Origin of the sequence: Spirosoma taeanense, assembly GCF_013127955.1 — a bacterium.
Lineage (GTDB): Bacteria > Bacteroidota > Bacteroidia > Cytophagales > Spirosomataceae > Spirosoma > Spirosoma taeanense.
The window spans coordinates 158236-174822 of record NZ_CP053435.1 but is presented as its reverse complement, the minus strand read 5'-3'; the positions used below and the strand labels follow the sequence as shown (position 1 = coordinate 174822).

At 50.0% G+C, this 16587-nt stretch carries 8 protein-coding genes; 3 read left to right on the top strand and 5 right to left on the bottom strand.

Annotated elements, in window-relative coordinates:
- Positions 1-367 precede the first annotated feature (367 nt).
- From HNV11_RS00795 to HNV11_RS00785, 3 genes are all read left to right on the top strand, one after another.
- Positions 368-1531: a glycosyltransferase family 4 protein gene (locus HNV11_RS00795; RefSeq protein WP_171737843.1), complete on the top strand. Its 1164-nt coding sequence runs from the start codon at positions 368-370 to the stop codon at positions 1529-1531.
- A 413-nt stretch (positions 1532-1944) separates the two neighbouring features.
- The gene (locus tag HNV11_RS00790; RefSeq protein ID WP_171737842.1) at positions 1945-2808 is read left to right on the top strand and encodes a glycosyltransferase family 4 protein; all 864 of its coding nucleotides are present in this window, start codon (positions 1945-1947) and stop codon (positions 2806-2808) included.
- 7 nt (positions 2809-2815) lie between these two features.
- Positions 2816-3727: a glycosyltransferase gene (locus tag HNV11_RS00785; protein WP_171737841.1), complete on the top strand. Its 912-nt coding sequence runs from the start codon at positions 2816-2818 to the stop codon at positions 3725-3727.
- A gap of 4 nt (positions 3728-3731) precedes the next feature.
- On the opposite strand, the gene HNV11_RS00780 is transcribed toward HNV11_RS00785, so the two are convergent.
- From HNV11_RS00780 to HNV11_RS00765, 5 genes are all read right to left on the bottom strand, one after another.
- On the bottom strand, positions 3732-4520 hold the full coding sequence (locus HNV11_RS00780; protein ID WP_171737840.1) for a 4'-phosphopantetheinyl transferase family protein: 789 nt from the start codon (positions 4518-4520) through the stop codon (positions 3732-3734).
- 26 nt (positions 4521-4546) lie between these two features.
- Entirely contained in the window at positions 4547-8584 is a 4038-nt protein-coding gene (locus tag HNV11_RS00775) for a non-ribosomal peptide synthetase (protein WP_171737839.1), read from the bottom strand.
- Positions 8585-8589: 5 nt separating this feature from the next.
- Positions 8590-12516, bottom strand: coding sequence for an aminotransferase class III-fold pyridoxal phosphate-dependent enzyme (locus HNV11_RS24120; protein WP_317168123.1), 3927 nt, complete (start codon positions 12514-12516; stop codon positions 8590-8592).
- Entirely contained in the window at positions 12474-15224 is a 2751-nt protein-coding gene (locus HNV11_RS24115) for a non-ribosomal peptide synthetase (RefSeq protein WP_317168038.1), read from the bottom strand. The genes HNV11_RS24120 and HNV11_RS24115 overlap by 43 nt, the downstream gene beginning before the upstream one ends.
- A gap of 377 nt (positions 15225-15601) precedes the next feature.
- Positions 15602-16501, bottom strand: a complete 900-nt coding sequence (locus HNV11_RS00765; RefSeq protein WP_171737838.1) for a glycosyltransferase — start codon at positions 16499-16501, stop codon at positions 15602-15604.
- Positions 16502-16587 lie beyond the last annotated feature (86 nt).

The window sequence follows — 16587 nt, the reverse complement described above, 5'->3', positions numbered from 1 at the left end:
CCCCTTTTTTCTCTCGATGATTAATGAAATATACTAAGGGGTAGTTTATTAGCTACAATTATTTATAAGAATAGAGCATCATGTATTGATACTCTGGCAGAACATTTTCTAATTACATATTTGATTAGTATGATAGTTAGGTAAGTCGTTTATTTAAGTAACCTTACCTCTTATGTATCAAGAAAATGATTCGGGTTAAATCTCCGAAATTACAGGTAAGGTTCGTGTGCAAACGCCCACGTTACACGTGTCATTCGCGGGTGATCGTTCTAAAAACTAAATAATAAACTGTAACTGAAGCTATTTCGATACGTCAGTATAGTAGAGTTACTCATCTTAAGGCAAGGTTGTCTGTTTATTTCACAGTATGAACGTTCTCTGGATAGGAGCTTATCCTCATTATAAATTTCTTCAGGGGCATCCGGTACCCTGGATGACCATGCTGGCAAACCAACTGGCTTCCCTACCGGATATTAGCCTGACCGTTGTTAGTTACCATTCGGATATTAGCCAGGATGAAACCATAAGGCTGAATGGTGTCACGTTTGTCTATCTGAAAGTGCCAGACGATAAAGTAGACTTACTGATGGGCTACAGTCAGCGTATTAAGCGAATGCGGGCGTATCTGGCAGAAGTTGAAGACGGTTTTGATGTGCTTCATATTCATGGTTCTGAACAGCAGTACCAGGTTATGGGCGCTTATACCAAACTCCCGACGGTATTGTCGGTTCAGGGAATTGTGACAGAATACCTCAACTATCTTCCCCGGAAAATTGACTATCGGCATGCCTCCTGGCGGGTGGCGGCTTATTACGAAAAGAAGTTTCTCCCCCATATCAATCACTTTATCTGCCGAACGCACTGGGATACTGAACATACGTTACGGTTATGCCCGGGTGCTGTTGTTCACCAGAACTGGGAGCCGATTCGTCATGAATTCTACGAGCCGTTAAACCCCAGACCCAATCAGGCTACTGCCCTGCTGTTCGTGGGCGGCCTTAACCCAATTAAAGGTATTCGTGAACTGCTGCAGGTGTTTGACCGGCTGAGCCAGCAGGGTAATTTCCGGCTGATTATTACCGGTGCCGGGAATAAAATTCAGCTAAGCGCATTGATTCGCTCATATAGCTTAACGAATATTAACCTGGATCGAGTGGAACATCGGGGCCAACTGAACAGCAGTGACTTAAGAGCCACTTACGAAGAGGCCTTCTGTCTGGTTCATCCTTCCTACATTGACAATAGTCCGAACAGCATCTGCGAAGCTCAGCTTGCCGGTTTGCCAGTGGTTGCCTCAGACGTCGGTGGCGTCAGTTCGCTGATTACCTCTGGCAGTACAGGCCTGTTAACCTCGCTCGATGTTAAGTCAATTGCCGATGCTGTTCTGACCTTATGGAATAATCCGGCGCTGGCCCGTTCAATAGCGGATATGGCCCGTTTGGTTGCTCTGCAGCGGCATGATGCTAAACAGATTTTACAAAATACCCTGAAAATTTATGATGCCGTAATGGCTGCTCATTCATACGCCTGACAACCCGATTAAGCAGTCTGCAGTTAAGAGTTGCTTGATAAAATCCTGTATTTATTCCGCCTACGACGAACCTTAGCGAACAACTACTTAATTTTTTACAATCTGAGCCAGCAAGACACTTTGTATCGTCTTAGCCTATACGAATAAAGCCGAAAGGTAAAATGAAGAGCGCGTCTAAAGTCTTGTTTTTAACGCAATTAGCCCCTCCTGTTCATGGGGCCTCCCTAATTAACGGCTATATAAAAAATAGTTCGCTGATAAATCAGCGATTCAATACAGATTTCATTAATACCATTACGGCAAAAGACTTAACTGATGTACAACGTTTTAGCTTAGGAAAGACCTGGAAGATTATCAACCTCTGCCTGAAAGTAGTAGCTCGCTGCTCATCCAATAATTTTAAAGGGGTCTTCATGACAATAAGCACGGATGGTGGAGCTTTTTATAAATCAGCTATTATCTGGCTCATAGCCAGCCTGTTTATCAAGAAGCGAATCGTTATGCTGCACGAAAAAGGAATAGCTGTGACAGCGCAGAAAAACAGCTTCAACCGGTTTCTGGCTTCACAGATGTTATCCAAATCCAGCCTAGTTGTTACCTCCGCTTATTTATTATCGGAGTTCGAAGGATACGCCACGCCAAAATTTGTGGTCAGCAGCGGCACGCCCGGAACAAGTTTCAGCCGCCCCGACGTAACCACGCAGCAGTTTAAACCGCGACTGTTGTTTATGTCGAATCTACTGGTTGAAAAAGGCGTCCTGGTGTTCATTAATATCTGTAAGGCGCTGGCTGATCGTCATTTCGATTTCACCGCGGTCATTGTAGGCAAAGAGGCTGATGTTTCAATCAGGCAGTTGACGGCCTTAATTCAACAATATCAACTCCAGCATTACGTCAGCATAGTCGGTCCCAAATATGACGAAGACCGGGACGAATGTCTTCGGAACGCCGACTTACTTATTTTCCCCACGTTCTATAAGCGGGAAACCACACCATTAGTCATTCAGGAAGCCTTTAAATTTGGCGTCATCCCAATTGCTTCGTCAGAAGGCGCCATAGCTGATATGATTGATCATAAAGTGGATGGATTCATAATTGACCCGGCTAACATTGGCTGCTATTGCGACAAAATCATCTTATTGTCTCAGAATAAAGCACTCCTCAACGCTTTTCGGGCGGCTGGCCGTAAAAAGTTTGATACCCGATTTCGCCTGGCGCTGTTTGAGGAAAATCTGACTAATGTTCTGGACATTACCCTGAACAATAAACCTGCCTGACTGAACTATGCCCCTGACTGCATTAGCCCCGATTGTGTTGTTTGCTTACAAGCGTCCCCATGAGCTGCAACGCACCCTGCAGGCCCTGCAGGCCAACCACCTGGCCCCCTACAGCCAGCTCTACGTCTTTGTGGATGGGCCCAGCCAGCCGACCGATGTGGCCAAGGTTGAGCAGGTGCGCCAGCTGGTGGCGGGCATCGAGGGCTTTGCGGGGGTGGTTCGTGTGATACGGGAAGCGAATCTGGGCTGTGCTGCGTCGGTGATAGCGGGGGTAAGCGAGGTGCTGGCTCGTCACGATTCGGTGATAGTGGTGGAGGATGACATTGTGACGGCGCCCAACTTTCTGGACTTCATGAACCAGGCGCTTATTCAGTATGCCGCTCAGAAAAACGTGTACTCAATTGGTGGATATACCTTCCCGTTTAGAAAACCGACTGATTACAAAGCAGATGGGTATTTTTTTGGCCGGCACTGCGCGTGGGGCTGGGGCATCTGGGCCGACCGCTGGCAAACCATTGACTGGGCCGTTCAGGATTTCCATGCATTTATGAATGATGCCGCTCAGCGGAGGGCGTTCAGCCAGAGTGGAGATGACCTGGTGCGAATGCTACGGAGAACTATGGAAGGTGAACTGGACGCCTGGGATATCCGGCTTTGCTTTCATCTGTTCAGGCAAGGCGCCACTACCTTGTACCCGACCGTATCGAAGGTTGAGAATATTGGTTTTTACTCCGCAGATGGCACCAACACCAATGTCTTTAATCGGTATAAAACCCCACTGGATGCTGGCAGGCAGCGCCTGTTTACCTTACCCGAACAGATTCAGGAGAATGCCCTGTTCGCCCGTCAATTCAGACAACGTTATAGCTTGCCAGTTCGGGCGTGGAATCGGTTGAAGACTTACGCTGGACTACGGTAATTTTTCAGAGGTCATTATTAATCATTAACTGACGCAGATTACGGCTATCAATCTGAAAAAAATGAAGTTGTGGCAGGGCGGGCACTAAAGTATAGGCTACGGTTGCGGGATAATTGACAGCCAGCGTAAAACTTTCTACCCGCCAGTCGCCGTGCAGACCCGATAAGGCACTTTCGGTCCGGTGGCTGCCATCCAGAACCGGTAGTAACGGAATCGCTTCGTGAATACCAATGCCCATAGCCTTTAACAAAGCCTCTTTTCGCGTCCACAGTACAAAAAAGCGCTCCCGGGCATTACTTGTAGTTTCAATCCAGTGTCTTTCTGCGGTACTGAAGGTCTCTGGTACAATGTCCTGAAAAGCAAGTTCTGGCTTTATCTGCTCCACGTCTACCCCTACTTCACTGTCCCTGGCAATGGCAATCACGGCCCAGTTGCCCGAATGGGATACGTTGAACCGCACATCAGAAGAATTACCAAGCCTTGGTTTTGTGTAAGCTCCAGACGTAATAAATTGGATCTGGGAGGGACGCTGATTAACAATCCTGCTTAACAGCAGCCGGGTTATAGCCCGGGTTATGCCAAAACGTAGTCTATCCTTTTCCTGAAGGAACCGACTGGCACGTATCAGTTCATCGGGTTGTAACAGCGAAAACAGGTTTGAGACCACCGATTCCAGATCAGAAATCGGGATTCGCACCAGAACGATTTCAGCCGGGCGCAAGGCTAGGCTATCGGGCAAATCCTTCCATACTACCGTCGGCCGGGTGCTGCATGTAATCAACGAGAAGGCCATACGCCTTTTAGCCTATCCATTTGGGGTTATCCAGAACAGGTGTCGAGCGCATTCTGCAGAACCCGGGCGAATTCCTGATCGTAAGGCGGTGTGAACATGGATAAATGAGTACCGGGGACATCAAAAACTGATACGCCACCCAGAGCATACCTTTTCCAGCCTAAGTCCTGGTAATCTCCATAGAAATAGGGCCTGTTCGTTGCTTTAAATACATGGACGCCACCCTCATACGGCTTCAGTACATATCGACCCAGCGCCTGCTCATGTTTGTAATTAATCTGGTCAATCAACTGCAGGGCCCCTTCCGATTCGCTCTGCTTATTTGCAGAGTCGAGGCTGGCTTTTATGTTATTAAGCTGGCGTTTAGCATGCCGGATCTGATAATCAATCGTTTTTACGGGCTCATTCACCAATGACCGGGTCAGCCAAAACAATTTCCAGAATTGCTTGATGACTTTACGTCGTGGCGTTTCAACCAGTAGCCGCTGGAAGGATGACATCTCGGCTTCGGTATCGAAAAGGGCAAGCATCTTAACGGGTTTGCTCATCTCCTTCAGAAGCCGAGCCATTTCTACAGCAATGTACCCTCCAAATGAGTAACCAGCCAGCACATATGGCCCTTCGGGGTTTTGCTCCAGTAGTTCATTTACGTAAAACGAGGCAATCGCCTGCATGTCCTCCAAGGGCTTGTCTATCCCGTCCAGGCCCAATGCCTGGAATCCGTAAACCGGCTGCTCCGGGTCCAGATGACTAACCATGCTGCTAAAATTCAGCACATTTAAGCCACCTCCGTGAACGATATAAATAGGTATTTTCTGGCCGGAAGCTTTTATTGCCACCAGCGACTTCCACGACTTTACCTTTCTTTTCTGATCAATGAGCAGCGCAACTTTTTGAATGGTTGGGTACTCAAACAAGGTGGAAATGGGCAGTTGCTTTCCAGTTTCTTTTTCCAGAAGGGTCACAAATCGAATAGCGATCAGGGAGTGGCCTCCTAACTCAAAAAAGTTAGCGGTAGTACTCACGGTTTCCACCTGCAATAAGTCGCTCCATATCCTGACTAACAGTGCTTCGGTCGCATTGGCAGGTGCCGCAAAATCATTATCTACCGACTCCGTCATATCGGGATTAGGCAGCTGCTTTTTGTCTACCTTTCCATTACTGGTCAAGGGTATAGCGGGCAGGGGCATAATCAACTGAGGAATCATATACTCCGGCAATTTCGACTGCAGGAATCGAATGATTTCCGGTTTATTGAAGTCACCCTCCGTCACGACATAAGCGACCAGCCGCTTGTCTCCGCCAACCCGCTCTTTTGCTACGACTACGCTATGTCGAACACCCGGGCATTGCAGGAGAACACTTTCGATTTCGCCCAGTTCGATCCGGTATCCGCGTATCTTGACCTGCTCGTCAATTCGACCCAGATACTCCAATGTTCCGTCGGGCAACCATTTAGCCAGGTCACCTGTACGATATAGCTTCGAGCCGGGTTGATTGCTAAAGGGGTTGTCGATAAACCGCTCTGCCGTCAATTCCGGCCGGTTCAGATACCCCCTCGCCAGCCCGGCACCGGCAATATACAATTCGCCCATAACCCCAACCGGCAGTTTCTGCTGTTGCCCATCTAACACGTAAGCGGCCAGATTGGGAATTGGCTTTCCAATAACGCTTCTATTGCTTTGAATCTGCGGCCAGTCCATTTCCTGACACGTTACATAAATGGTCGTTTCCGTGGGGCCGTATATATTGATCAGCTGGCAGTTCTCATATACCTTCTTCCAGGGCCTTAATTTGCCCGGATTCAGCGCTTCGCCCCCGAGGATGACGTATCGCAACGGTAGCGTTTCCAGCTTACCCAGCAAATAGTCAGACAGCATGTAAAAGTGGGAAGGCGTTTGACTTAATACGGTTACACCTTCGTCTTTTAATAGCTTGCCGAATAAGCGGGCGTCTTTGGCGACTAAAGACGGTACAATGACCACCCGGCCACCGTAGAACAAAGCCCCGTACATTTCCCAAACCGAAAAATCGAAGCAATAGGAATGAAACATTGTCCAGACATCAGTCGCACTAAAATTAAATATGTGGGCACTGGCTTCGAACAGGCTAACAACGTTTGTATGCTCGCTCAATACGCCCTTTGGGCGGCCGGTTGAGCCGGACGTGTAGATTACATAGGCCAGCGTACGGGCCGTCACGGCAATAAGTGGTGCTTCGGTAGGCTCAAGCTGTATGGCTGACCAGTCGCTGTCGAGACGAACTATATCTACGTCTTTCTCCAGGCTCGTTAATCGGGCTGCTCCGATGGTGTCGGTAATGATAAGCCCACTCGCGGTGTCAGCCAGCATGAACTGGATTCGTTCTTCGGGGTAATCCGGATCAATGGGCACGTAGGCCCCGCCTGCTTTCAGAATCCCCAGTATCCCGATGATCATTTCCAGCGAACGGCTAATGCACATGGGAACCAGGGTTTCTTCCCGTACTCCCCGTTTCCGGAGGTAATGAGCCAGTTGATTCGCTTTCGTATTCAGTTCCCGGTAGGTAATCCGTTGACTATTGTCGGAAACGGCTATATTCTCCGGCGTTTTTCGGACCTGCTCCTCAAACAAATCAATAATGGTCCTGTGGGCAGTACTCGTGACTAAATCGGCAGGCTCTATGGCATCGGGCAGGCTTTGCCAACTCGTTGCCAAATGATTCAAGGGTAACGATGGCGCAGCCACGATCTCTCTGAGCAACTCCTCGAACCCGGTCATAAACCGATCAATGGTAGTGGCTTTGAATAACTGCGTATTGTAGGACCACTCCAGCGTAAGGTCTTTCTCGGACCCGGTGGCGTTCAGAAACAGTTCAAAATTTTCGAACGCTCTGGGGTTACTAATTAACTGAAAATCGAGTCCAGCGAAATGTACTCCATCGCTGACGCCCATATCAATATTAAACACGACCGGCACCAGCGGTACCCGGCTCGCATCGCGGGGAATCTTTAACGCTTTGAGCAAGCTGCCAAACGTTAGCTGCTGATGCTCATAGGCGTCATAGATCGTATTCTTATGCACGTTCAAAAACTCGGCAAAGGAACGACTGCCCAGAAAGCGGCTCTGAATTGGCAATAGATTTACGCAGTGCCCAACTAACCGGTAATGTCCCGTGTCGGACTGCCCGGCCGCGGGTAGACCAACAATGAGATCCTCCTGATTCGTCAGCCGATGCAGAAACACCATAAAAGCCGACAGCAGCGTTGTTACGAAACTGCACCCAGCCTGTACGCCCAGGGTTTTCAATTGGGTCACCAGGGACCGATCGAGAGTATAATCCAGCCGATCACTTGTATAGGTACGTAAAGCAGGCCGGTTAAAATCGGTGGGTAAATCAACGACCGGCACATTCGCTTTGTATTGATCTACCCAGTAGGCCTCGGTCTGTTTATGGGTCTTGTCGGCTACCAGTCGGCGCTGTTCCTCGGCATATTGTCTGAATGTGGGGGCAGAGGCCAGAGTACTCACACGATTCTGAACGTAATCCGAATACAGTTTTCCTAAATCCTGCATGATCACGCCCATCGACCAGCCATCACAAATAATATGATGGGCCGTCAGGACGAGGTAATGCGTCTGGGTAGACACTTTCAGCAAACCCGCCTTAAACAAAGGTCCCCGGAGCAGATCGAACCGAAACAGCGCATCTTCGTTGACATAAGCCGCTACCTGTTCGCTGGCCACCTCAGGCGTATCTGCAGAAAAATCCAGAAGCCGTAAGTCAAGCGGAATTTCTTTAAAAATACAAAGCTGCTTCCCGTCAGCGCTGAATGCCGAACGTAGGGCTTCGTGCCGATTGAGTAAGGCCCGGAGAGCTTCCTCCATTTTGTGAGCATCCAGCGCACCCGTAAACCGAAGCGAAATTGATTCGTTATACGCCCGGTTTGCATCGTCGCCCCCCAGTTGGCAGGCAGTCCAGACTTCGCGCTGCGGTTCGGTGGATGGCGCTACGTAAAGAAGTTCCGGCCCCGCAAAAGGGTCGAAGTCAATAGTCGTTACGGTGTAGAGAGAAGTAGCTTCCAAAGGCATTACAGGTCTACTTGTAAATAATTGCCCGGCTGGTCAGGGTTTACGATGAACCAGCCCGGATTGCCCTGCTTGTCCCGGCCGAGTCTGGCTCCTGGCACCGGCGGTTCAGCATACATCGGGAACGAGTCAGTTAGGGTTCCGGCAGCAGCGCCCGGCCGGTTAATCATAAACCCACCCTGCATCAGTTCATCAATACTTTCACTGAGCAGCTTAATGATGCAATCTATGTCAGCATCGGTATACGCTTCGGTCACGAAACAGGGAAAACCATCCCAGATGTGAATGCCTTTTTCGCGCAACAACGTAAACAGAATTTCACCATACGGAATCTCCTCTGTGTATTTCAATTTCCAGAGCGATCCGAACTGAACTACAGTGAGCGGGATTTGGCGCCGGGTCATCTCGGCGTTTATCGTCATGGCCAGCCGTTCGGTCAGCGACGTAAGCCGTTGCTGTAGCGCTGGCCCCTGTTTTTTCAGGTGAATCAGCGACGCTTTGGCAGCGGCCAGCGCCAGCGGATGCCGGACAAACGTACCTGCAAAATAGGTTACGCCAACCTCGGGCGTAGATGCGTCGCCATATTGCCAGTGCCCGCCATCCAGCGCATCCATAAACCCTTTTTTACCGGCAATTACGCCAATCGGCATACCTCCGCCCACAACTTTACCGTAAGTTGCCAGATCGGCTTTTATGCCAAAAAGGGCCTGCGCTCCGCCCGGATGCATTCGAAAACCGGTGATAACCTCGTCAAAAACCAGGGCTGTGCCCGCTTCAGCCGTTACGGTCCTCAATTCCTGCAAAAAGCTGATTGGCCTGAATTCGGGCCGGCGGCTCTGTACTGGTTCGACAATAACGGCGGCCAGCTCAGATGCCCGTTCTTTAATGATCTGAAGCGTTTCTTCAGTGCCGTAATCCAGAATCAGCATGTTCTGCACAACCTCTGGCATAATTCCCGGTGCGGCCGGAACTGTCTTGCGCTTTTTGGTACCCCGCACAATCACTTCATCAACAATGCCGTGGTAAGAGCCCGAAAAAGCAACGATGAGCGAGCGTCCAGTTATGGTGCGGGCAATCCGCATAGCACCCAGCACGGCTTCGGAGCCGGTGTTGCAGAGCGCAATTCGGTCAAAGCCGGTAAACTCCTGAATCAATTTACAAACTTCACCGGCTAACTCATGCTGCGGGCCAACTTCGTAGCCTGCATCAATCTGTCGGTGTAAAGCTTCCTGGATAAAATCAGGCTGATGGCCAAACATATTGGAGCCGAACCCATTGAGCGTGTCGAGGTACTCGTTTCCATCGATGTCCCACAGTCGACTTCCTTTCGACTTGTTGACAACAATCGGATAAACAAGCTCCTTCGTCACCGGCTTGAAGCCCGTCACAACACGCGGATCGGCCATGTGGCTGCGGTGCTGCTGGGTATAAGCCTTACTGTTTCTGGTCTTCTGATTATAACGCTGCGTGAGCTGACGTAAAAAGAGTTGCTGGTCGGGTGACAAGTCCAGGCTATGGCGTTCAATACGGGCCGTAGCGCCGAAGGGCTTACGTAATTCGATCGCTTCTTCCGGACTGATATCAGGCTCGGCAATGTTTTTAGGCGGTGCAGGTTGACTAACCGGCGTTGCTACGGGTTGAGCCGTTACCTGAACTGGCCGGTTACCTTCCAGTAAAGCAACCTGTTTAGCCAGCAAGGCCAGTTGCTGGGCGATCAGGCTCAGAGCCGTATCGGTGCCGGGCTGCGCATCCGCTGTAGACCCAGCGGTACGGGCAGGTATTGTAAAGACTGGCGCCTGAGCAGGCGGTGCAGAGGGCGTAATTACGGTTATCTTTTCGGCAGGAAGATGTTCGTCGAGATAAGCCGCCAGCCGATCCAGGGTCTTTATGTCTTCGTTCAACTGCCGGAACGTCAGTGGCAGGCTAAACTCTTTTTTTAATGTCTGTGCCACCTGCGTAAGCAGTAGCGAATCGAGGCCAATTTCCAGGAAACTCATCTCTGCGCTGACCGTCTCCATCTCAATACCGGATGCGTTTTCCAGTATTTCCCTAACTTTTATCAGTAACGTTTCTTTGCGCATAGGTGTCGGCTGCTGATAGGGATCAGAGATAGGTTGTATGAGTACTTCATTAACTAAGTCTGCACTTGACGGCAGTGAGTTGTTCGTTTTCGGATCCACCCAGTAACGCTGTCGATCAAACGCATAGGTAGGCAATTTAAGCCGAACTCTCTGCTCATTGGCGTATATAGCCTGCCAGTCGGGTTCTATACCCTGTAGCCAGAGTTGCCCCAGGGCTTTCATCAACACGACATGATCCGGGCGGGAATCGTTGGCATTGGCCATGCTGGTCAGGACCGGAATCGGCCGGGCACCCGCCTGCTGACGAGCTAGGGTTGTCGTTACCGATCCAGGACCCACTTCCAGAAGCAACGGCGATGTCTGACTCATGATAAAGTTCAGTGCATCGGCAAAGCGTACGGTTACCCGCAGGTGCGTAGCCCAATACTGTGGGCTCAGCGCTTCGGCATCGGTCAGCCAGGCTCCGCTAACGGACGACACAATTGGCTTTACGGGGCGACTCAGCGTAACGGACTGAACGGTTTTTTCAAAATCAGCCAGAATGGGGTCCATCATGGCCGAGTGAAACGCATGGCTGGTTACCAAAACATGATTGGGTATGTTCTGATCGTCCAGAACCTGGGCAAAAGCAGCAATATCTTCATCATGGCCGGCCACTACGCATAGCCTTGGACTATTGATGGCCGCCAGCGACAAGGGTTCAGGCATAATACTGTACACATCGTCGGCTCTCATTCGAACCGACAGCATACTGCCCCGCGGCAAATCACTCACCAGCTTACCACGAACGGCAATCAGCTTGAGGGCATCGGCTAACGTAAACACCCCGGCCAGATGGGCGGCTACAAATTCGCCAATGCTATGGCCACAAAATACAGTCGGCTCAATACCCCAGCTCATCCAGAGCTTAGCCATAGCGTACTCCGTAACAAACAGCGCGGGCTGCGTATAACGAGTATTTTTCAGGCGTTCTTCCGCCACTAAAGAACGCTGCTCCGGAAACAGAACTTCCCGAATATCCGTATCTAAATGTGCGCTTAAGAGAGCAGCACATTCGTCAATTGCCTGTCGATAAGTGGCTTCGTTTTCGTATAAACCGCGCCCCATATTCAGGTACTGGGCACCCTGACCGGGAAACATAAACACCGTTTCGTCTGGCCGTTCGGTCAGCGAGTGCGCCCCGCCCATCTCTCTATTCGCAGGTGTCGACTCGTTTCGTAGGTGTTCAATTAATTCACCTGCAGAAGCCGCCACCGCAAACCGCCGATGATGCAAGGCCGGCCGGGTTGTTTGCAACGTAAAGGCAACATCAGCCAGCGACTGATCTTTATGTTGGCTCAGGTGATCGGCCAGCAGCGAGGCATAGGCCTCCCGACTGGAGAGAGATTTAGCCGACCAGGTGATAAGCTGAAGAGGTCGGCTAACATCATTGACTGGAATTACGTTAGTAACTCCTTCGATAACGATATGTATGTTTGTGCCCCCCGCCCCGAACGAGCTTATACCCGCCCGGCGCTGGTCGGATGGCCATTCGGTTAATTTTGTGTTGACAAAGAATGGACTAGCCATCAGATCAATGGCCGAATTAGGAGTGTTAAAGTGCAGAGATGCCGGAATCTGCCGGTGATGTACGGCCAAAGTTGCCTTAATAAATCCGGCAACTCCGGCTGCAGCCGTCAGGTGGCCCATGTTGCTCTTCAACGACCCAATGGCGCAATACTGGTTTTTCGGCTGGTTGCCAAACGCAAGCGTTAGCCCCTCTATCTCGATAGGATCGCCCAGCGGTGTAGCCGTTCCGTGCGCTTCTATATAGCCCAGGGTTGCCGGATCAATCTGCGCATCGTCCAGCGCCCGCCGAATAGCCCTGGCCTGCCCTTCGGCACTGGGAGCCGTAAAGCTGCCTTTTCCTCCCCATCATTAGTTACACCAATACCTTTAACAACGGCATAAATAGTATCGCCGTCCCGCTGAGCAGCTTCCAGATTTTTCAGTAGTACCACACCCGCTCCATCACTAAAGACGGTTCCCTGCGCCCGGGCATCGAATGGCCGACAGTGGCCATCCGGACTGAACATAGCTCCCTCCTGATACACATGCCCACTTAATTGAGGAGCCGTTACGCTAACCCCACCGGCCAGCGCCAGTTTGCACTCCCCGTTCCGAATACCGGCAACTGCCTGCGCAATCGCCAGCAGGGATGTGGCGCTGGCAGCGTAAACACTAACTGAGGGTCCTTTTAAATCCAGATGGTAAGCAACGCGGGAGGCTATATAGTCCTTCTCATTTGCCGTGGAGACCTGTATGCCGCCCACCTGATTTATTCGCTCCGGATAGTTTCGTACGTTATTCAGATAATACGTATTTGTTCCGCAGCCCGCATATACACCAATACTTCCCGAAAACCGAGCCGGCAGATAGCCGGCTTGCTCCAGAGCTTCCCAGGCTATCTCCAGAAAGATTCGCTGCTGGGGGTCCATTAGCTCGGCCAGCTTAGGGTTAATCCCGAAAAAAGCAGGATCGAATTGATCGGCCTGATCAAGAATACCCCTGGCCTTCACATATTGAGGGTCATTTTTCTCCCAATCGGGAACGGACGGATCTATCTCGCTGTCCGAGAAGAATCGGATAGTCTCTCGACCTTCCCGTAACAGTTCCCAGAGAGCCTCCACGCTAGTGGCTCCTGGAAAACGACCCGCCATGCCGATAACGGCTACCTCGCTTCCGTTACTTTTTTGTTCAGTCGGTACCGGCTGAACCGTAGTCTTTTTGCTGTCTGGGTTTAAATAAGCCGTAATCCCGGCTATACTTGGGTATTGATACAGCTTGGTGATGGGCAGGACGAAGCCGAGCTGATTTTTCAGAGCGGCTACTGTTTTCTGAGCCAGCAAGGAATTACCGCCCAGTTCAAAGAAATTATCATCGAGCCCAATCCGATCAATATACAATAGTTCGCACCAAATGCGGGCAACGGCCTGCTCAGTAGCAGTACTGGGTTTACGGTACAGCGTAGCGAGTTCAGGACGGGTAAAGTTCGGCTTAGGCAGTGCCTTTCGATCAACCTTACCGCTAATGCTTTTGGGCAAGTCATCCAGCACGGTAAAATAGGCCGGAATCATATAATCAGGTAATTGCTGCGCTATTGCTTTACGGAGGGCTGCCGTATCAATCTTGCCTTTCTTCGCAACCAGGTAGGCAGCCAGCATTTTCTGACCGGGCGTATCTTCACGAGCGACAACCACTGCCTGCTGAATGATGGGCTGCTGCATCAGGACAACCTCGATCTCGCCCAGTTCCACGCGATTACCACGAATCTTGATCTGATCATCCCGACGTCCGCAAAATTCAAGATCGCCATCTGGTAAGCGACGAGCCAAATCACCTGTTCGGTAAACGCGAACGTTACCTCGTTGCGGATGTTTCCAGTCAATGAATTTTTCAGCCGTCAGAGCAGGCTGATTCAGATAACCAGTGGCCAGACAGACACCGCCAATGCACAGTTCTCCAACCTGTTCATCAGCTACGAGTTGCAGTTCTTCATTCAGGATAAAAACCTCAGTATTCCCAATGGCTTTCCCAACCGGGGGCAAATGCGGCCAGTTTAACGCATCTCCTTTTAATTTTTTCTCAGTTATCCATACACTGGCTTCGGTTGGGCCATACGCATTCATGAATGTGCAATCAGGCAGGGCAGCAAAAAAACGCGCAATCTGTGGCGTAATCTTGATCTGCTCTCCTCCCGTTGTCACTTCAAACAACTGATCGGGATAACGCTTTTCGGCATCGGCAGCCTCCGCCAGATACTGCAGGGCCACGTAAGGCAGGAAAATCCGGTTGATCGTATGCTCTTCAAGGAAATCTAATAGACGGGCCGCATCCAGTCGGCTGGCCTCGTCGATCAGATAAATCGTTCCTCCACTCACCAATGGCACAAAGATTTCCGGGAACGACGCATCAAAGTTCAGATGGCTGAATTGCAGACTGTTCAGCCCCGGCCTAGCCACTGAATGGGCCAGTTGCCAGCGTAGTAGATTAACTAAACCTGCATGATTCAGGCAAACCCCTTTAGGCTTACCTGTAGACCCCGATGTATAGAGTACGCAGGCTTGTTCCTGCTGGGTAGCGGGTAAGCTTTCTGGAAATTCGTATTCATTTTCCGCGAGGATAACGTTCAGACCCAATGCCCTGAATGTATCGGCATCCTGCTCTGTGGTTAGACAGACTGTAAGTTCAGCCTCAGTTAGAATCTGCTGAAGCCGAAGTTCTGGATAGTCCGGATCGATGGGTAGATAAGCTTTTCCTGCTTTTAGAACAGCCAGCACGCTGATGACCATCTCTATACAACGTGTTGTACTAACGGCTATGATGGGGGCGTCGGCTGCGGTACGTAAAATAACCTGACAGAGGCTATCTGCGCGTTGATTTAACTGTTTGTATGTAATTGATGAACTTTTAAAAACAACAGCGGTATGATTCGATTGCTCACGAACGGCTTTCTCAACCAATTGATGAATGAATCGCAAATCGCTCGTTACGCTGGTTGTTTCATTAAAAGTCATTTTTTCTGTTCGCCTTTGTAAGTGCTGAATGACATAGCTAACTACGCCATACTAAATGTATGACTCCGGAATGTTTCAAGCCAATCTATTTATTATAGGGCTCATATGCACTATTTAGACGCCAACGTTGCGCCCGGTCACCATAACCTACTTGTTGATGAAGCGTATCGCTAAAATGTTATAGGCGTTAATTATATCTACTGTGTTTATATTTTTTAACAGAGTTAGTTACTTATCTTTAATATAAGAGTGAAATTTTTTATTGTTATTTATAATCATGTCTATTTTGCAATAATTGTTTTCTTCTACTTATGGCAGTCAATTTCCAGACTAGTAAAGGTGTTTAATTCACTTATTGCAAAGTATTTCGCTAATTTTTACCGTAAACCAACCGTTGTTTTCAACCGGTTCCAGATACGAACGCCTACGCTATATTGCCAACGGAATTGGCGCCCAAAGTCATCGTTTTCCTCAATCTGTTTTGGCAAGCTGAAGCGATGTTGCTGACCAGTATCCAGACGGGTTTTAAACCGATTATAGATATTCGTATGTGTACCGTCATTCGAATAAAAGCCAATGTTTTCTACTTTAGAAACGGTCGGGTATATAGTAAAAACGCCTAGTTTAAACTGCGTATAAATTAATCGGATGTCCCAGGCGTCTAGCTCACCCTCCATTTGCCGACGCAGCATACGAACCAGATCATAGCCACCCCGGTTAAATGCCCGGCGTTGTTCCGGATCGCTCATAAACTCTCTATAGTCTGGCACATCCCATTGAGCCTGCCGCCAGCGATCGGCCCAGATGCCCCAGCCCCAGGGACAGTGCCGGCGAAAGCAATATCCATCGCTGGTATAGCCAGCGGGCGTTTTAAAAGGCAGCGAATAGCCACTTACTGAAAACACATCCGCATTAGCGGCATACTGAATAAGCGCCTGGTTCATGAAGTCCAGAAAGTTGGGCGCCGTCACAATGTCATCCTCCACCACAATTACCGAATCGTGACGAGCCAGCACCTCGCTTACCCCCGCTATCACCGACGCAGCACAGCCCAAATTCGCTTCCCGTATCACACGAACCACCCCTGCAAAGCCCTCGATGCCCGCCACCAGCTGGCGCACCTGCTCAACCTTGGCCACATCGGCCGGCTGGCTGGGTCCATCCACAAAGACGTAGAGCTGGCTGTAGGGGGCCAGGTGGTTGGCCTGCAGGGCCTGCAGGGTGCGTTGCAGCTCATGGGGACGCTTGTAAGCAAACAACACAATCGGGGCTAACATAGAGGTCACTGAATCAGAGATAGGCTTTGGGGTTGTCGGTGTGCTATAGGCCTTAACTCATAGAGTATATTTTGTTGACTTTATAA

Excerpts from the sequence above, each read along its gene's own strand:
- HNV11_RS00785 (WP_171737841.1), top strand. The coding sequence starts at position 2,816 with ATGCCCCTGACTGCATTAGCCCCGATTGTGTTGTTTGCTTACAAGCGT.
- HNV11_RS00790 (WP_171737842.1), top strand. The coding sequence starts at position 1,945 with ATGACAATAAGCACGGATGGTGGAGCTTTTTATAAATCAGCTATTATC.
- HNV11_RS00780 (WP_171737840.1), bottom strand. The coding sequence starts at position 4,520 with ATGGCCTTCTCGTTGATTACATGCAGCACCCGGCCGACGGTAGTATGG.
- HNV11_RS00765 (WP_171737838.1), bottom strand. The coding sequence starts at position 16,501 with ATGTTAGCCCCGATTGTGTTGTTTGCTTACAAGCGTCCCCATGAGCTG.
- HNV11_RS24115 (WP_317168038.1), bottom strand. The coding sequence starts at position 15,224 with ATGACTTTTAATGAAACAACCAGCGTAACGAGCGATTTGCGATTCATT.
- HNV11_RS00795 (WP_171737843.1), top strand. The coding sequence starts at position 368 with ATGAACGTTCTCTGGATAGGAGCTTATCCTCATTATAAATTTCTTCAG.